Consider the following 16,647-nt stretch of genomic DNA (forward strand, 5'->3'; position numbering starts at 1 on the left):
GCTTACGTACCTCTGAGCGTCTGCCAGATCAACACGAGATTGAGGCCGATGATGACGACTGCAGCGGCGATGCCGAGCGTGCGCATCAGCGGCCTCGTGATCGCGTCGCCCATGATCGACCTCTTGTTGGTGAAGAGCAGCAAAACGACGATCGGCAGCGGCAGGACCAGACTGAGGACCACCTGGCTGAGCACCAGCGCCTGAGTCGTGTTGACGCCGATGGCGACAACGATGACAGTCGGAATCATCGTAACCAGCCGGCGAACCCACATCGGGACCGTGAACCCTACGAAGCCCTGCATGATGACCTGACCGGCCATCGTGCCGACGACCGAACTGGATATCCCCGAGGCCATCAACGATAACAGAAATACTGCCGCCGCCGCCGATCCGAGCAGCGGCGTCAGCGTTTGGTAGGCTGATTCGATCGTCGCAACGCCGGGGTGGCCGCCGAAATGGAACACCGCGGCGGCCATATACATCATCGCAAGATTGACGATGCCCGCGATCCCGAGCGCGATGAGCACGTCGATGTTCGAGAATCTGATGACCGTCGCCATCTCGTCTCGATTGCCGGGGACGATCCGGTCCTGCGTCAAGCTTGAGTGCAAGTAGACGGCGTGGGGCATGACGGTCGCGCCGATGATGCCGACCGCGAGGAGCAAAGCGGTGGGACTTCCCAGCCACGGCACGACCGAGTGATACGCGATCTGGCCCCAGTCGGGTCGCGCGAGCAAGGTCTCCACGACGTAGCAGACCGCGATGATCCCGACGAGCCCTGTGATGAGCGCTTCGATCCTGCGAAAACCCGTCGACTGCATGAGCAGGATGGCGTAGGTCGCGATGCCGGTGATGATGACGCCGACGAGCAGCGGGATGTGGAACAAGAGGTTGATCCCGATGCTCGCGCCGAGGAATTCGGCAAGATCGGTCGCCATCGCCCCGACCTCGCTCACGAGCCACATCGATATCGCCGTGGGCTTGGAGAAGCGCTCGCGGCAGACTTCGGGCAGGTTTTTGCCGGTCACGATGCCGAGCTTCGCGGAGAGGGCTTGGAACAGCATCGCTGAGAGATTCGCGAACACCACCACCCATAGCAGCTTGTAGCCGAACGCCGAGCCGCCTTGAACGTTGGTCGCGAAGTTGCCGGGATCCATGTATGCGACCGAAGCGATGAATGCGGGTCCTGCAAACGGCAGCAAGGCCATGAGCCCTTTGCGGCGACCCTCCAAGACTTCTCTGGCGGCGGCGCGCGTGCGCTCGCTCAGCGGATCGAGCGTGGCAAGGTCCGCGCCGCTCATCGCGTGGACTTTCGCGGCTTTTCGATCGCGATCATGATCGAGGCGGCTACGCTTGGCGCTATCAGGCTGGCGCCTCGTGCGCTAAGGATCCTGATCGAGCCTTTCTCGCGGCCGGTGACGGTCGCTTTGTGACCGGGCAACACACCCTGCGCGGACAACTGCCGGACGACGCTTGCGTCTCGATCCGGAATGCTGTCGACTCGGATGCGGGTTCCCGGTTTGACGTCGGCCAGCGACTGACTCCGCGAGCGGCCCGCACCCTGGCCGGCAGTCACGATGGGATGCCCGTGCGGATCAACGCGAGGATTGCGCAGGAAGCGTGCCAGCCGCTCGGCGACGTCATCGGAGATGACGTGCTCGATCGCTTCGGCTTGGGGGTGCAGGTCGTCCAAGGGCACGTGCAGCGTTCGGTGGAGAAACGTCTCGATCAGGCGATGCCGCCGCATCAAACTAAGCGCCAAGCGCCGGCCACGCTCGGTGAGCTCGATGCGCTCGACGCGCGACGCGGCGCGCTTCACGAGCCCTTCTTTTTCTAACAGGCGCCGCGACTTCGTGACCGCGGCGCGTGAGACGGTCAGGTAGCGCGCGAGATCCGCACCGGCCACCGGCGAGTCGTTGCCGAGCTGATAGATCGCCTTGACATAGTCTTGGCGTGCTCGTTCCGGGGATCTATCCGGCCTCGCCCCAGGTGTTAACATTGGTTAACAAGAAATACGGACGCCTTGGAACAAGCTCCTGCCGCCCCGTCCACGGCGGTCCTTCAACGGCGCGCGCCGGCGCTGCGTCAGGCGCTGGTTTTGGAATGGATCACCCTAGCGTGGATGGTGGTCGAAGCCGGGGCGGCGCTGTGGGCCGCCCTCACAGCGGGTAGTCTCTCGCTCTTGGCATTCGGGCTTGACAGCGGCGTCGAACTCGCTTCGGCGAGCGTGCTCGTATGGCGGCTGCGCAGCGAACTCGAGCATCACTGCGAGGATGCCGAATGTCAGCGCACCGAGCGGGTCGAGCGCAGCGCTGCGCGCATCACGGCCGTTCTGCTCTTCGCCTTGGCGGTGTACGTCGGCGTCGCGGCCGTGCTGAAACTGTTTGCTCACACCGGCGAAGCCGTATCCGTGCTCGGACTGGCGGTGACGATCGTCTCGATACCCATCATGATCGCCTTGGCGAACGCCAAACGCAGATTATCCGCGGCGCTCGATAGCGGCGCCCTGCGCGCTGACGCCGCGCAGGGAACCGCCTGTTGGTATCTGGCTGTCGCCGTGCTTGGCGGAATTGCGCTTCAAGCTTGGTTCGGAGCGTGGTGGGCAGATGCCGTGGCATCGCTCGCAATCGTCGCGTTCCTGGTTCAAGAGGGCCGCGAGGCGTGGCAAGGCATCCGCTGCTGCTGATCGATGGAGTTATTGCTCCAACTGGCCATTGACCATCCAGTCAATGCCGTATTTGTCGGTGAACATGCCGAACATCGCGCCCCAGAAAGCCTTCTCCAACGGCACCTCGACCTTACCGCCTTGAGAGAGAGCGTCGAAGAGTCGCTTGGCTTCGCTCACGTCTTTCGTGCCGAGCGAGAGGGATATGGCGCCATCGCCGTATTGCGTAGTCGGCTGAGCGTCCGACGCCATGAATTTGACAGCGGGCGAGGTGAAGGTGGAATGCATTATCCTGTTGCCCAGCTCTGCCGGCAGACCCATTTCCGCCGGCGCTTCTTTCCAACGCATGATTTGGCCGATCTCCCCGCCGAAAATGCGCTTATAGAAATTGAGGGCCTCTTCGCATCGGCCGCCGGTGATGAAAAGATAGGGCACGAATTCCATGCGTGGTTCTCCTGTTCGGTTTTGAGTGAGGGACGTGCGGGTTCCGCGCCCATTCACCCCGTGCCTCTATGAAAAGTTGCTCATCAGCACAAAGGCGAATATATTTCACATGAGCACCTTCGAAGAGAAGCCGGAAACGGGGCTGGGGCGCGCGCTTTTTGAAGAGCTGGTGTGGATCCACGGTATGATCCGCCATGATCTTGCAACGGTACGCCAGCTTGCGGCCGACATCGCGACCAGCATGCCGGCTCACGAGGTGACGGCCGAGATTAAGGACCTTAAGCGGGATAGCAAGCTATGGCAGCTCAAGGTGGGATGTCTGCGCTACTGCCGTTTTGTCCACTCGCACCACAACCTCGAAGACGCTGCCTTTTTCCCGTCGCTGCGAGCCGCCAATCCTGCCCTTAATCCGGTAGTCGACAAACTTGAAGACGACCATCGCAAGGTTTCCGATTTATTGGATGCAGTCGAAGAAGGCGCCGACGTCCTCACCAAGATCGATAGCGATGCCGTGCGGCGCAGCATCGCCGACACGCTGACCGTGCTCGGCGAACGTCTCCTCGAGCACCTCGACTACGAGGAACTGAACGTCGGCCCGACATTGCGCCGGACGCAAGGGATCTAGGTGTCGTCCGTTTCGACGCTGTCCACGCGCTCGGGATAGAAGGCAAGGTGCCCCCTGATCGCGGCCACGGCGGGAAACGGGTTTTCATAAGTCCACACTGCGTTTTTCGAGCGCAATCCGCCGATTACAATGTCGAAGTACGAGCAATCGCCTTTGTACGGGCAGTACGTAACATGGGTGGACCGCTCAAGCAGCGACATGTTCACGTCTTTCCGCGGAACGTATTGGACCGCCGGATAATCCGCTTCGCAAAGCTCTAGGCCCGCATTTGAATCTGCGATCACCCTGCCGTTCATCCTCACGACCACGCGCCCCGGGGTGGGTTCGATTGCTATGGGATGATCGGGGCTAGGTTCCTTCTGAACCTTGACGCCTTCGGCTGCCATAGCAGGACTGTACCAGCAATACTAACTTATCGCAAGTACGCACCTAAAGGTTAGTGCTCGCTAGGCGCACGCCCGCTGGTGCGTTGTGCGTTAAGGGCCGGTGATGAATTGTGGATTCTTGACGCTTAGATGGAAGCGCAGGAGGGCTTGGCCCGCATGCGTGCCGCGCATCTGTACTATAGCAACTCCGTTGATGACCGGAGCCGAGGCGGTCGTACTTCCGTCGAGCATCGTCGCTGCGCCGCCAACTTCAAAGAACATCGTTGCTTGTGCGCCGGGAGCGAGCCCTTCGACATGCACCTTCACCGTTTGCACGACGCCGGGTGTAGACGGCGCAACCGGCTCAGATGTGAGCTTGACGATAGCTAGGTTCAGGGCCTTGCTTTGCTGACCGCCCGATTCCATAACGAGCGCATGATTCGCGAGCGATGTGCCGACTGGAATCTGAAAGAGCGCGCTGTTGTCGGAAACGCCGAGCGGGGTGATCTGCCGGCCGTCGAGCGAGAATTGCGTCGTTAGCGGATCGTTGCGAGCGATGTGCACGGTTACGAGGTCACCGGGTTGTGCCGAAGATGTGCACTCGAGAATGCTCGGCCCGCTGGAAGACGGATTCGCAACCACGTCGGTGCCCGGAATATGTACCGGGTTCCCGACGGTGCTACGGGAGAGGACGTCCGGTGCACCGTGCTCGTCGATGCGCTTCACCAATTCGACCGCCGCAGTGCCGATCGCGACGTCGATGAGAAGTTGTCCAATGGTATTTGGTTTGTGGCGTTGGTAGTTCTTATTGTGCTGCTGGTCTTCCGTCACCACTAAGACGCCTTGCGCGCCACCTTCGCCGGGCGTGAGCTGAACGGCGATGAGCGAACCTGAGCCAGCGTACGGAGGCAGCATCGTCACGCCTGGTCCGTAGCCGCCATCCTCACCAGCGACAGGCGTGACGGGACACGCGCTGCCGCCGCTGCGCGGCTGAGCGGGTCCGCCGCCGCTCACCGTGACCCACTTGCCGTTCTTGTAGATCGCTCGGCTGGGAGGCTGTGCGACGCCGCTTAGGACCTTCGTGATCGTCCGTTGTCCAGTGATCTCTTGGGTTCGCACGAAGTCGCCGGACTCGATGTGGGTAAGGCTCGAACACGTCGACGGGTCGTTGTCCATGGACTGCTCGTCTTTGTGGTTTCTCCCGTTTGCGATCGCCGCAAGTGTCGAATGGAACGTGTACGTACGCGTGCCGCATGTGGTCGCGATGCTGCGGATATTCTTCACGAACGCGCCGAGATGCGTGTATCGCGAGTTATCTTCGTGAAGATGACAGTCCCCGGCGACGTAATCCCATATCGTCGTCTCGACGTCGTATGCGCCCTCTTTGTGCGTCTCGTGGCGCGCAGTTGGTGGAGCGTCCGCAGTGGCCGGAATTGCCGTCACCAAGAGCAGGGCCGCCAGTGGAATCGCGAGAGGTAATCTCATCGACATTGCTACTTGACCTTCGTGATCTTGAACTTTATATCAAAGCAGGGACAACCGCTGCTCCACTCATCTTTACCAAGGTGGCCGGCAAGGTCCGCGCTGCCAGTCAGCGTGGGGTCCTGCGTGGCCGACAGCAAGCTTGGATCGTAGAACTGGGAGGCCGTTCCCGCGGAATCGCCACCGCCACAGCTGGTGCACAGGAAGCGCGACGCGTTGAAGTACGTCACGCGGAACGAGATGTGGAGCGGTTGATTGTCGACCACCGTCACCTCGAACGGAGCTGTGCTGCTCAAATCGATGTCATCTTTGTTGTGCACGTCCATGTACGATTCGTGATTGGAGTTGAAGCCACCGCCGAAGAGCAGACTGCCGCGCTGCTCCTCATTCACGTAGGCGTATAGTCCCCACGGTGCCGATCCGATCGTCGCGAGGTTTTTAATGACGTGCAGCGAGAGCGGTTGGACTTTGAAGATGTGGAGATTCTTGATGGCTGGCGCGTTCTTATCGGTCCACCTCACGCTGATTCGAGCGCCGAAAACCTCCGAAACGGAAACGGCACCCCCGCCCGAAACGACAGTCCCTGTGCTCGACGGGAATTTTAGTGTGAAGGTATAGCCTCGCCCGTCGGGTGTCGGCGTCCAGGTGAGCGGTCCAGGAGCGCCTTGCATCTGCTTCACGCCAGGAGGTGCAAGCACGGCGGTCGCGCTGGGCCTGGGCGGCGCCATCACGTCGAATGTGTAGGTGGGGACGCTGACGGGTTGATGCGTTAGTCCGGGGTGGCCGAACTCGATTCCGAACGCGCCGCCGCCGTAGCTCGAGGCAAAGACATCGACGTGCGTCGCCTCGTGATTGTCTGAGGGGTCAGAACTTCCCAGCCGCCCGTTCCAGCCGCCGAGCGGCGCGAGCGCCGCATTTCGATACGTGGCGACGAACAGCGGGGGGTGAATCTCAGTTCGGTAGTTGGGCTTGCCGTGGCTGCAATCGAGGATGTGCCAGCCGACGACCTTGACTTTGTCTCCGACGGTCGGCCATGCCCACTCAGGCAACCCATCATGCCCATGGCCGGCGCGCTCCCATTCCACCTCGAGGCGTCCGACTTCACTCGGCGTGTACTCGCTGGTCACCAAGAAGTTGCCGTGCTTCAGCAGTTTTCGGTAGCCTTGGTCGGGGTAGACGAAGAAGTTGTAGTCCGCTGCGAAGTGCAAGGAGTCCGGTCCCAGGACCGGTACATGCGTCGCGTCTTCGGTTGCGATGTGCCCTTCGACAACCTGACCTTCGAGCGTTTCCGGCGCGACAACCGGCGGGGGAGAGAGAAGCCCCCAACCGACCGTCTTGCCGAAAATGACGGTATGCGCTTTGCATGGGCTGGTCAGGGGATAGTGTGAGCCTTGTTCCTCGCCGACCTGACCATCGAGCAGATTGTGCAATGTCGTAGTGCCGCGTAGCGATACGTATTGCGGGCTATCGGTAGCATTGTCGGTGAGAGTCAGCTCGCCGGTCTCTTCGACCAGACCCATGTGCGTCGCCGTGAAAGAGACTTGAATGGTGCACGAGTCATCAGGATCGACGGAAACAACCGTTCCGCTTGCGTTGACGCACGTGGTACTCGGACCCAGCACGACTTTGAAGACGCTGCCGGGTATTGTGGCGCTGCTGATTTTCAGCGGTGTGTTGCCGCCGTTGGTGATTGTCAGCGTCTGCTCGTGCATCAACCCGGATTCCAGGTTTCCGAAATCCAGGCCGCCGTGGTCTGTGTTGGGAGTGACGTCCAAGTGGTCGAGATTGCTTGGATGGACGACGACCCATGGAACAAACGGCGTTGGGCCTTCCAGTGAGAAGTACGTGCTTGCGCCAGGGGCGAGGCCGCCTGGAAAATTGACGAAACCGTCGCTTGCGTCCGTGACGGTGAATGTGTTCTTCGGTCCTTCGTACCCCGTCGGATTCGGCCATGTGCACAAAATGTACGTGCACAGTCCGTCGCCGTCGAAACCGAAAATATCAGGGCCGCTCAGTGGAATGCTTGTCACGGTGGCGTGCGATTTGTTGATGATGCCGACGAGCGTGTCGTCGCCGCCGTCATATGGTCCCTGGCTGGGATCGTAGTAACCTGTGACGCGCCCCTTATCGTCGATCACGACGAGCACGCCACAGCTCAAGTCGGCGCCGATGGCAGGGCATTGGGTAAAAGGCGGGGTCGGACCGGATGCGAGGGCGTTCGCCGGAGCAAGAAATAGCAAGGGACCAACAACAGCAAAGGCGAGTGCGTAGCACCAAATCAGACGTCGCATCGCGTAACCCCCGCTACACGTAGTGCTTAGAGGCGCCGATGTCCTTGGACCTGACGTCGTCTTGAAACGCTGGGCGTGGGAATCCCTCCCGCGGTGATGGGCGAGCGTTGAGAGGACACTCGGCGGCTCCAGGCGCGGGATCAGCAAATCGTGGAAGGACGTCGGCCCGCAGCCAGGAGTTGGACACGGTGTCTCCAGTTCAAAACGTGCAAAATCGTAAAAAAAACCCGCAACGCTTTATGCGATGCGGATTTGAGTGGCGACGCTGATCGGGCTCGAACCGACGACCTCCTGCGTGACAGGCAGGCGCTCTAAACCAACTGAGCTACAGCGCCACGAAGCAATCTGGGGCGCTTGAATCTAATACGGTTTCCGCCGCGAGATGCCTGCCCGAGACGCGCCGAGTCACATGGCCATCAGTACGTCAGGGCTTTACTACGATCGCCCCGCGCATGCCGTCACCCAAGTGGTAGGCGCAGCCGAAGTAAAAGATGCCGACGGTCTTCGCGGTGAGGATCTGCGATTTTCCGCCATGTGACCGCAAAACGCCGCTACTCCACTCGCGCGCATCAAGCTGGCTGCCGGATCGCTTGGTTGGATCGCCGGCGAATCGATAATTCTTCGGGACAGTTTGACCGCCGACAGCAAATCCCGTTGCGGTGTGGATCGAGTCGTCGGTGTTGACGAATTGGATGCGATCGCCGACGCGCACGGTGGCTACGGCAGGATCGTATCCGCGAAGTTTTCCTTGTATTGGCCGAACCTTCGGACGAAAATCAAGGTCTGCGTTGATGATCTGCAACCGAGGTCGATGAGCGGCTGACGCCGCGAGAACCGCGGTGGCGGGGATGTGGTACGCTGCAGGCGCTGGTGCGAGCAGCGAAAACAGGACCAGGCCCAGCAGCGTCCGCAAGACACCTTTCAGCATACGATGCCTCCTTAAGAGGGTACGGCCTTGACTATGTACCCGCCAAGCAGGCGCTCTAAAACCGAGCTGTGCTTAGGGTGCGGGCGCGTCGACGTAGGTGAGCGGAACCACGCGCGATATCCCCGTGAGTTCGAAGATCCGCTGCGCAGCGCTTCCGGATGCCGCGATGACGCGCACGGCGAGATGCGGTCGTTCGGCGATCTGGAGCAGCGTATTGACGCAATACGAGTCCAAGTACGTGCACCCGGTCATGTCGATGACCACCGGACGGCCTGCCTGCGCTGCTTCCGCGATTGCGTTTCGAAAGAGCGGCCCGTTGAACAAATCTATCTCGCCCCTGACTTTGATCAGCTCCTGATCTTCAAGGGAGATGCGGTCGAAAGCGGCCTGGGGTTGAATGCTGGGTTCGCGCTTCTTGGTCGGCATTAGGGCCACGATTCACGAAAGCGGGCAGTTCTCCCCGCAATCGAACACCTGTTGCAGGTCGGGGCCTCGTTGGTCAGGGCTTGGCGGCGATCAGGTCCATTTCGGTCTTGATCTCGCGCTCGGTCATCGGCCCGATCTGCGCCGCCTTGATCTTTCCGGACGGTGCGATGAAAATGTGCAGCGGCAGGGCATTGACCCCGTAGGTGGCGCCGACGCGGCCGTCAGTGTCGGAAAGGATCCCATACTGCAGCCGGTACTTCTTCACGAATGCGAGCGCCGGCTGTGTCTGGTCGAGTTCGTCGATGCCGACCACCACCACGTTACGCTTGGCGTAGACGCGCGCGATCTTGCTCAGCCACGGCGCTTCTTCTTTACACGGGTCGCACCAGGACGCGAAGAAGTTCAGATACACGCCGTGACCTTTGAAGGAAGACAGCGCGATCTGACCGCTGCCGTTTGCGATGACCGGCAACGTGAAGTCCGGAGCCGGCTGGCCCGGCATCGGCGGTTGATCGGCGCGCGACGGTGCGAACGCGGCGAAGCTCAGCGCAAGCGCGACGAGCGACCCCAGCGCGCGTTTCACTGCTGTTGGTGAGCCTCGAGCCAGTCTAGCGTCTTGTTGACGTTGCCGAGCGGACTCCAGTCGAACACCATGTGGGCTACCTTGCCGTCGCGACCGATGATGAAGGTCGTGCGTTTGGCGTAGATCTTGCCCGCGTCTTCGAGCGTCACCCCATAGGCCTTGATCGCCTCGGCCTTGGGATCGGATGCAAAGCGCTGGGGCGCCTTTTCTTCCTTTTGAAAGCGGGCGAGCGTGTCGATGGGGTCCGGGGAGATGCCCACGACCTCGGCGCCGAGCTTGTCGAAGTCCGCCAGCCTGGCGGCGTAGGCTTTCGCCTCCACGGTTCAGCCGGCGCTGAAGGCTAGGGGGAAGAAATACAGGACGACGATCTTCTTCGATAATTCGTTCTTGAGATTGAAAGGAACGGTCTTGCCGTCAAGGACCGATTGACCGACGATGTTGGGCGCGACCGAACCCTCCGGCAAGATGCCGGCGGATTCGTCCGCGGCGGCAAAAACGGGGGCTGCGGCCAAGATCGCAGCCGCGGCGGCGGCTCCTATGAATCGACTGAAGGAATGCATGCTGACAGGATTTGAAGATATGCTCAGAGTTTCCCGTCGCGCAACCTTGGAAAAAGCATGAACGTTTTCATCTTCAGCCTCGCAGCGCTCGCTCTCTACGCCGCTCCGGGCCCTACGATCGCGCCTTCCGGGGCGACTGATCTCGAAACGCTGCGCGTGCGCAGCGCGGCGGTGGCGGCCGACTGCAAGTCGCACTTCGTCGACATCGACGCGCGCTCGGGTTTGGGGGCAGCGCTCTACTCGCGCGTGCAAAGCGACGCGGCGCGCATCGACGCGGCTGCGCTGGGAAAAACCGACGCTCGTTTCACCGCCGCTGATCTCACGATGCTCGTCGATCTCGACCGCAGCGTGATCGATCAACTTTCGACCGGAGTCTATCGCGATCTCGGCTCCGTGCGTGGCGCCGGCGCGGTGTTGTTGCGTTTGAGCGACGCCGGCAAGCCGCAGCCGGTGGCTGTCTTCGTGCCGCCGTCATATGGAGTTTCCGAGAAGGTCCCGTCGCTGATCATCTATCTCCACGGCAAAGACGAGCACGAGGGCGAAGTCATCGCATCGCATACGATCCGCCAGCTCGCCACCGACTCGGAGAGCGTAGTCGTCGCGCCGTTCCTCAACGGCAAGGACCTGATGTCGGACCGCAGCGTCACCGAACTCTACCGGCTCGTCGATCTCGTCGAGCAATCGTTCAGGATCGACCGGCGCTCCGTGTACCTGGCCGGCCACTCGCTCGGCGGCTTCGCGACGTTTAAAGCCGCAACCGTGCATCCGGATCGGTGGACCGCGTTGCTCGTGGCTGCGGGCGCGGTCGCGGAAAGCGACAGCGACTCGGTCGCGCAGCACCTGCGCGGCAAGCCCGTCTACTTGGTGGCCGGCTCAGCGGACAAGCAGGTCACGGCGACCTACATGCGCCAGCTTGCCGCCTGGCTCGCGCTCCACGGCGCCTTGCCCAGCTACTACGAGCAGGCGGGTGCAGCGCACGACTTCGCCATGCTTGCTCCCGCGCTGGGCCGAGCATGGCGCGATATGCTCGCCGGGGTACGCAGCCCCGTGCCCGACACGTTCGCGCAGCCAAGCGTGCCCCCGCAGACGCCGAAGCCGTTTTAGACCCTCCGCGCCTGCGGCGGACAAGGACGCACGGCCGCCGCGGCAAATTGCTCAATGTTATGAACAACGCGGGCTATTATCGTCACCCGACGTTATCGGGGGATGTCATCATATTTGTCTGTGAAGATGATCTTTGGTCGGTGCCGACCTCCGGCGGCGTTGCGCGGCGCTTGACCGCCGGGCTGGGCGAATGCTCGAGCCCGCGCCTGTCGCGCGACGGAAGACTCGTCGCCTTCGTCGGCCGTGAAGAGGGGCACCCCGAAGTTTACGTCATGCCTGCGGACGGCGGACCCGCGAAACGCCTCACGTTCATGGGCGCAGAGACCTGCAGCGTCGTGGGGTGGACGCCCGACGGCAAGGACATCCTGTTCGCAAGCGACGGTCGCTCGCCGTTTTTCCGGCACACCGAAGGCTTTCGCGTGAGCGGCTCCGGCGGCGCGCCGCGAGCGCTCGGCCTCGGCCACATGCTTTCGTTCGATATCCGGCGCGACGGCGCGACCGTGCTCGGCCGCAACAACAACGATCCCGCCCGCTGGAAGCGCTATCGTGGCGGCACCGCCGGCGAGCTGTGGATCGACGCGCATGGAACTGGCACGTTCCGGCGGCTGATCTCCTTGCCTGGCAATTCCGTCACCCCGATGTGGCTCGGCGACCGCGTTTTCTTCCTGTCCGATCACGAAGGCGTCGGCAATCTGTACTCGTGTCAGCCCGACGGCGGCGACCTGCGCCGGCACACCGACCACGCTGAATACTACGTGCGTTTTCCATCGACCGACGGCAAGCGCGTGGTCTACGGCGCAGGCGCCGAGCTGCATGTATACGACCCCGCGAGCGACACGGCGACGCGGCTCGAGGTCACCTGTCCCTCCACGCCGACGCATACCGCGCGGCGTTTCGTCGATGCCGCACCGCACCTCGAACACTTCGCGCCGCATCCGGACGGACGCTCGCTCGCTCTTGTGGTGCGCGGGCAGCCGTACACGATGCCGTTGTGGGAGGAAGCTGCCGTCCATCACGGAGTCGGCAGCCGCGTCCGCTACCGAAACACGGAATGGCTGCGCGACGGCGCGCGCTTCGCCGTGGTCGATGACGCCTCGGGAGCCGACCGGGTGGAGATCATCGAGGAGACCTTGATCGCTCCGACCTCGGCCGCGGGATCGAACGCGGCTCTCGACGTCGATCTCGGGCGCGTGGTCGAGATGGTGGCCTCGCCGGCCGCGGATCTGCTCGCGATCGCCAATCATCGGCACGAGTTGTTGCTGCTCGACATCGGCACGAAAACGGCGCGCGTCATCGACCGCAGTCCGGCGGCTCGCGTGCGCGACGTCGCTTGGTCGCCTGACGGCCGCTGGATCGCCTACAGCTGGGCTCCACAGCAGGACCAGGCTATCATCAGAGTGGCGGAGGCCGAAACGGGGCGGGTGCACGATGTGACGACTCCCCTGCGCATCGATCGCGCGCCGGCGTGGGATCCGGAAGGCAAGTATCTTTATTTCCTGTCGACGCGCGACTTCAATCCCGTCTACGATGCGCTGCAGTTCGATCTCGGTTTCCCCTACGCGGTCAGACCTTTTCTTGTGACGCTGCGCGGCGACGTGGCCTCTCCCTTCGTGCCCAAGCCGCGCGCCTTCAACGGCGTCTCCAAGAGCAAAGAGGATGAGTATCCGAGCGTTTCGATGCCCGGACTCGTCGCGCCGCCGGCCGAGGCCGTGGCCGCGCGGGTGAGCGATGCTCCGCCTGCCGCCGCGCTCCCGCCGACGATGGCGGAGGCGGTGCGGCCGCCGCTCGACATCGACATCGACTTCGATGGCATCGCCGGGCGCATCGTCGGCTTTCCCGTGGAGGAAAGCCGCTACGAGCAGATCGCCGGCGCTGTGGGCCGAGCGCTGTTCACGCAATTCCCGGTGCGCGGCAGTTTGGATCGCAACATCTTCAAGGACGAGCCGCGAGATGACGGCACCCTCATCGCGTTCGATTTCGGCGAGCAGCGCGCCGCGCCGATCGCGCACGAGGTGGGGGCGATCAGGCTCGCGGCGGATCATCACACGTTGGTGTACCTGTCCGGCCACAAGCTGCGCGCCATGGATGCGCTCGAACCGCTGACCGACGAGTTCAAGCCGCCGCTCGCCGGCGAGGCGAATCGCCGGACCGGCTGGATAGACTTGGGGCGCATCAGCGTGCCGGTCGAACCGCGCGAGGAATGGGCGCAGATGCTCGACGAGGCGTGGCGCTTGCAGCGCGAGCAGTTCTGGGATTCCGCGATGTCGCAGGTCGACTGGGAGCTGGTGCGTGCGCGCTACACGCGCCTGCTGCCGCGCGTGCGTTCGCGTTCCGAACTCTCCGACCTGTTCTGGGAGATGCAAGGCGAGCTGGGCACGTCGCACGCGTATGAGTATTTTGGAGACTATCGCAGACCGCCGCAGTACAAGGTCGGCTTGCTCGGTGCCGACCTCGAGTTCGACGAGCGCAGCAACGGATACCGGATCGCGCGCATTCTGCGGGGAGATTCGTGGGATCGCGATGCCGACTCGCCTTTGGCGGAGCCGGGTCTGCGCGTGCGCGAGGGCGATGTGATCCTGACCGTCGGCGGGCAGCCGGTGCGCAGAGATCGCTCGCCCGAAGAACTGCTGGTGAACTCGGCGGGCCGCGAAGTGGCGCTCGGAGTTATCGATCCGAAGGGCGAACGGCGTCGCGTCGTGGTCAAGGCGTTGCGCGAAGAGCGCAAGCTGCGCTATCGCGAATGGGTCGAGACGAACCGCCGGCACGTGCGCGAGCGCACGCAAGGCCGGGTCGGTTATCTGCATATCCCCGACATGGGTCCCTTGGGTTTCGCGGAGTTCCACCGCGGATTCTTGGCGGAGTTGAACCGCGAAGGCCTCATCGTGGATCTGCGCTACAATCGGGGCGGCCACGTCTCAGCGCTGCTGTTGGAAAAATTGGCGCGGCGGCGGGTCGGCTATGACGTCTCGCGTTGGGGTTTGCCGCAGCCGTATCCGTCAGAATCCGTGGCGGGTCCGCTGGTCGGCATCACCAATCAGTTCGCAGGCTCCGACGGCGATATCTTCAGCCATTGCTTTAAGCTCTACAAGTTGGGGCCGCTTGTCGGCAAGCGCACGTGGGGCGGGGTCATCGGCATATGGCCGCAGCATCCGCTGGTGGACGGCACCGTCACGACGCAGCCCGAGTTCTCGTTCTGGTTCATGGACGTGGGCTGGAACGTTGAGAACTACGGCACCGATCCGGACTACGAGGTGGACATCCCGCCGCACGACTATCGCGACGGCCGCGATCCGCAGATGGACAAAGCGTTGGAGTTGGTCGAGCAAGCGCTGGCGCAAAACCCGGTGAAGCTGCCGACGTTCGACGGGCGCCCGAACCTGGCGCATCCAAAACTCCCACCCCGCAAGTGACTGTGTAGCGACCCGATCGCGGATGTAGTGCCGGGGCTTTAGCCCCGGTTGTGATATGCTGATGCGACGTCTTTTTATCGGCGTGCTCCAAGGTCTGGCTGCGGCCGCGATCGTCGGCGCAACGCTGTTCAGCTGCGCTTGGCGACTCGATATTCCGCAGTTCTGGATCTAGGCCGGGATCATCGCCGCGACAACGGTCGCGAGCGTTCTCCTGGTCGACCCTTCCCTCTACGCCGAACGATTGCGGCCCGGCGGGCAGCCGCTCGATCCGCGCTACTGGCTGTTGAACGTGCTCATCGCCGCGCACTGGGTCGTGGCCGGATTCGACGTCGGACGTCTTCATTGGAGTCCGCCGCTGCCGCCCGTCGCGTGGATCGTGGGGAATCTGGTCCTGGCCGGCGGTATGGGGTTGATCTTGTGGGCGATGCACGTCAACCGCTTCTTCTCTTCTGTGGTGCGTATCCAGACCGACCGCGGCCACGTCGTCGTGACCCAGGGGCCATATGCTTTCATACGCCATCCGGGTTACGCAGCCGGCGTTGTCATGGCCATCGCGAGCGGTTTTGCGCTCGGGTCATTGTGGTCTGTCGCGGTGGCGCTCGCCGCCTTGCCGTTGCTCTACGTTCGCGTCGTTCACGAAGACCGCACGTTGCATGACGAGCTGCCGGGCTATGCCGACTACGCGAAGCGCGTCCGCTGGCGCATCATCCCCGGCATCTGGTAGCTTAGTGGATGATCGTCCCCGTCTGCACGACCTCGAACTGGCTTGCCGGCACTGACTTGAGCTGATTCAAGTCGGTGTCATCCCAGCCCGTGTCGGTGGCGCCGGTGATGAACCAATCGCTGCCATTATCGGCCACGAACATCCCGTATTTCTTGAGCGCGACGAGGATGACTTTTGACGCTCCGGTGAATCCGCTGATGTCGTAGCTCGCTTTGAGGCGCACGCGCAGGCCCATAGGCGGGTCGTTCGCATCGGTCGACGAGCTCGCGAAATGCGTCGCGGGGTGGATGAAGCCGCGCTGGGTCTGGTGGACCGTGAAGCGCAGGGCATGGTTGATGACGCCGGCGTTGGTCTCGTCGCGCCGTGCGAGGCCCGGAAAGATCGGCAAACCGGCGGCATCGGCCGACGTCCAGTAATCCGGCCGCAGCGCGTTCGAGTTGAAATGGAAGACGGCGCCCGAATACGCTTGCCAGCCCGGATTCGTGTAGTACGACAGGCCCGTCTCGTACAGCACGCAGTTGTCTTGATCGATGACGAGCACGTGCCGGTCGCCGGTCGAACTCGAGCCGCCTTCGATCGGCGCGCTAGGTGGATAGGGATAAGGCCCCGGATCACTTTCCGTCGGGACGGTGAACGACATCGCGACTTTGGCCTGCGTGCCAGATACCAAGATGAATGGGATGCCGTAGGTGGGATTTGACCCGAAGTCAGGATGGAGGTTCGTGGTGCCGGCGTTCATGTGCGAGAGATAATTCGTAGAGTTGGCATCCACCGGCAATCCCGAGATATCCTGATTCCACGGATTGTCGGTCGGAAAGACCTGGCACGAGGCGATCGTCGGAACCCCGCCCGAGCCTGGTGTCGGTGTCGGCGTTGGATGTCCGCCCGACCCGGAACCGGGTGCCGGCGCCGCTCCGCCACCCGAACACGCGCTTACGACTGCGCCAAGCAACGCCGCAAGAGCCAAACAAATGCTTCGCATATCTACCTTAGACATCGGTAGGGTTCGGCTAAGACGCCTGAAAGTGAGAGGTGCGTCA

Annotated in this window: 17 protein-coding genes and 1 tRNA gene; 5 read left to right on the forward strand and 13 right to left on the reverse strand. The window is 62.6% G+C overall.

Features of this window, described 5'->3' with window-relative positions:
- Positions 1 to 2: 2 nt before the first annotated feature.
- A complete protein-coding gene (locus VN934_12335) occupies positions 3 to 1,301 on the reverse strand; it encodes an Nramp family divalent metal transporter (GenBank protein HXM19578.1) in 1,299 nt (432 codons plus the stop codon).
- Positions 1,298 to 1,999, reverse strand: coding sequence for a metal-dependent transcriptional regulator (locus VN934_12340; GenBank protein HXM19579.1), 702 nt, complete (start codon positions 1,997 to 1,999; stop codon positions 1,298 to 1,300). The genes VN934_12335 and VN934_12340 overlap by 4 nt, the downstream gene beginning before the upstream one ends.
- Positions 2,000 to 2,023: 24 nt before the next feature.
- Here VN934_12340 and VN934_12345 point away from each other — a divergent pair, with 24 nt between their 5' ends.
- Positions 2,024 to 2,686, forward strand: a complete 663-nt coding sequence (locus VN934_12345; GenBank protein HXM19580.1) for a cation transporter — start codon at positions 2,024 to 2,026, stop codon at positions 2,684 to 2,686.
- A 9-nt stretch (positions 2,687 to 2,695) separates the two neighbouring features.
- Here the strand turns inward: VN934_12345 and VN934_12350 are convergent, their stop codons facing one another.
- Complete coding sequence (locus tag VN934_12350) at positions 2,696 to 3,109, reverse strand: VOC family protein (GenBank protein HXM19581.1); 414 nt, start codon at positions 3,107 to 3,109, stop codon at positions 2,696 to 2,698.
- A gap of 109 nt (positions 3,110 to 3,218) precedes the next feature.
- Here VN934_12350 and VN934_12355 point away from each other — a divergent pair, with 109 nt between their 5' ends.
- Positions 3,219 to 3,734 (forward strand): hemerythrin domain-containing protein, encoded by a 516-nt coding sequence (locus VN934_12355; GenBank protein ID HXM19582.1) that lies wholly within the window; start codon positions 3,219 to 3,221, stop codon positions 3,732 to 3,734.
- Here VN934_12355 and VN934_12360 read toward each other — a convergent pair.
- The 9 genes from VN934_12360 to VN934_12400 all read right to left on the reverse strand — a co-directional run bounded on the left by VN934_12360 (position 3,731) and on the right by VN934_12400 (position 10,369).
- Positions 3,731 to 4,120 (reverse strand): DUF427 domain-containing protein, encoded by a 390-nt coding sequence (locus tag VN934_12360; protein HXM19583.1) that lies wholly within the window; start codon positions 4,118 to 4,120, stop codon positions 3,731 to 3,733. The two genes, VN934_12355 and VN934_12360, sit on opposite strands and share 4 nt — an antisense overlap.
- Before the next feature lie 90 nt (positions 4,121 to 4,210).
- Positions 4,211 to 5,584, reverse strand: coding sequence for a hypothetical protein (locus VN934_12365; protein ID HXM19584.1), 1,374 nt, complete (start codon positions 5,582 to 5,584; stop codon positions 4,211 to 4,213).
- 8 nt (positions 5,585 to 5,592) lie between these two features.
- Positions 5,593 to 7,872 carry a DUF1573 domain-containing protein gene (locus tag VN934_12370; GenBank protein HXM19585.1) on the reverse strand — a complete coding sequence of 760 codons (2,280 nt, stop codon included), beginning with the start codon at positions 7,870 to 7,872 and terminating at the stop codon, positions 5,593 to 5,595.
- A gap of 257 nt (positions 7,873 to 8,129) precedes the next feature.
- Positions 8,130 to 8,207 (reverse strand) — tRNA-Asp (locus VN934_12375).
- A gap of 89 nt (positions 8,208 to 8,296) precedes the next feature.
- Positions 8,297 to 8,800: a plastocyanin/azurin family copper-binding protein gene (locus VN934_12380; protein ID HXM19586.1), complete on the reverse strand. Its 504-nt coding sequence runs from the start codon at positions 8,798 to 8,800 to the stop codon at positions 8,297 to 8,299.
- Between the two features lie 72 nt (positions 8,801 to 8,872).
- Complete coding sequence (locus VN934_12385; protein ID HXM19587.1) at positions 8,873 to 9,226, reverse strand: STAS domain-containing protein; 354 nt, start codon at positions 9,224 to 9,226, stop codon at positions 8,873 to 8,875.
- A gap of 73 nt (positions 9,227 to 9,299) precedes the next feature.
- A complete protein-coding gene (locus tag VN934_12390; GenBank protein ID HXM19588.1) occupies positions 9,300 to 9,809 on the reverse strand; it encodes a TlpA disulfide reductase family protein in 510 nt (169 codons plus the stop codon).
- Positions 9,806 to 10,129: a redoxin domain-containing protein gene (locus VN934_12395; GenBank protein HXM19589.1), complete on the reverse strand. Its 324-nt coding sequence runs from the start codon at positions 10,127 to 10,129 to the stop codon at positions 9,806 to 9,808. The genes VN934_12390 and VN934_12395 overlap by 4 nt, the downstream gene beginning before the upstream one ends.
- Positions 10,130 to 10,132: 3 nt before the next feature.
- A complete protein-coding gene (locus VN934_12400) occupies positions 10,133 to 10,369 on the reverse strand; it encodes a hypothetical protein (protein HXM19590.1) in 237 nt (78 codons plus the stop codon).
- Positions 10,370 to 10,426: 57 nt separating this feature from the next.
- On the opposite strand from VN934_12400, the gene VN934_12405 reads away from it, so the two are divergent.
- From VN934_12405 to VN934_12415, 3 genes are all read left to right on the forward strand, one after another.
- Positions 10,427 to 11,473, forward strand: a complete 1,047-nt coding sequence (locus tag VN934_12405; protein HXM19591.1) for an alpha/beta hydrolase-fold protein — start codon at positions 10,427 to 10,429, stop codon at positions 11,471 to 11,473.
- Positions 11,474 to 11,613: 140 nt separating this feature from the next.
- Positions 11,614 to 14,883 (forward strand): PDZ domain-containing protein, encoded by a 3,270-nt coding sequence (locus tag VN934_12410; GenBank protein ID HXM19592.1) that lies wholly within the window; start codon positions 11,614 to 11,616, stop codon positions 14,881 to 14,883.
- Between the two features lie 241 nt (positions 14,884 to 15,124).
- Entirely contained in the window at positions 15,125 to 15,607 is a 483-nt protein-coding gene (locus tag VN934_12415; GenBank protein HXM19593.1) for an isoprenylcysteine carboxylmethyltransferase family protein, read from the forward strand.
- A 1-nt stretch (position 15,608) separates the two neighbouring features.
- On the opposite strand, the gene VN934_12420 is transcribed toward VN934_12415, so the two are convergent.
- Entirely contained in the window at positions 15,609 to 16,589 is a 981-nt protein-coding gene (locus VN934_12420) for a hypothetical protein (protein HXM19594.1), read from the reverse strand.
- Positions 16,590 to 16,647 lie beyond the last annotated feature (58 nt).

Source organism: Candidatus Tumulicola sp. (genome assembly GCA_035601835.1).
Lineage (GTDB): Bacteria > Vulcanimicrobiota > Vulcanimicrobiia > Eremiobacterales > Eremiobacteraceae > DATNNM01.

What these genes read in the sequence shown, in the direction of transcription:
- VN934_12385 (HXM19587.1), bottom strand. Translation starts at nt 9,226, where the DNA reads ATGCCGACCAAGAAGCGCGAACCCAGCATTCAACCCCAGGCCGCTTTC.
- VN934_12365 (HXM19584.1), bottom strand. Translation starts at nt 5,584, where the DNA reads ATGAGATTACCTCTCGCGATTCCACTGGCGGCCCTGCTCTTGGTGACG.
- VN934_12400 (HXM19590.1), bottom strand. Translation starts at nt 10,369, where the DNA reads ATGCATTCCTTCAGTCGATTCATAGGAGCCGCCGCCGCGGCTGCGATC.
- VN934_12335 (HXM19578.1), bottom strand. Translation starts at nt 1,301, where the DNA reads ATGAGCGGCGCGGACCTTGCCACGCTCGATCCGCTGAGCGAGCGCACG.
- VN934_12355 (HXM19582.1), top strand. Translation starts at nt 3,219, where the DNA reads ATGAGCACCTTCGAAGAGAAGCCGGAAACGGGGCTGGGGCGCGCGCTT.
- VN934_12340 (HXM19579.1), bottom strand. Translation starts at nt 1,999, where the DNA reads ATGTTAACACCTGGGGCGAGGCCGGATAGATCCCCGGAACGAGCACGC.
- VN934_12420 (HXM19594.1), bottom strand. Translation starts at nt 16,589, where the DNA reads ATGCGAAGCATTTGTTTGGCTCTTGCGGCGTTGCTTGGCGCAGTCGTA.
- VN934_12405 (HXM19591.1), top strand. Translation starts at nt 10,427, where the DNA reads ATGAACGTTTTCATCTTCAGCCTCGCAGCGCTCGCTCTCTACGCCGCT.
- VN934_12350 (HXM19581.1), bottom strand. Translation starts at nt 3,109, where the DNA reads ATGGAATTCGTGCCCTATCTTTTCATCACCGGCGGCCGATGCGAAGAG.
- VN934_12380 (HXM19586.1), bottom strand. Translation starts at nt 8,800, where the DNA reads ATGCTGAAAGGTGTCTTGCGGACGCTGCTGGGCCTGGTCCTGTTTTCG.
- VN934_12360 (HXM19583.1), bottom strand. Translation starts at nt 4,120, where the DNA reads ATGGCAGCCGAAGGCGTCAAGGTTCAGAAGGAACCTAGCCCCGATCAT.
- VN934_12370 (HXM19585.1), bottom strand. Translation starts at nt 7,872, where the DNA reads ATGCGACGTCTGATTTGGTGCTACGCACTCGCCTTTGCTGTTGTTGGT.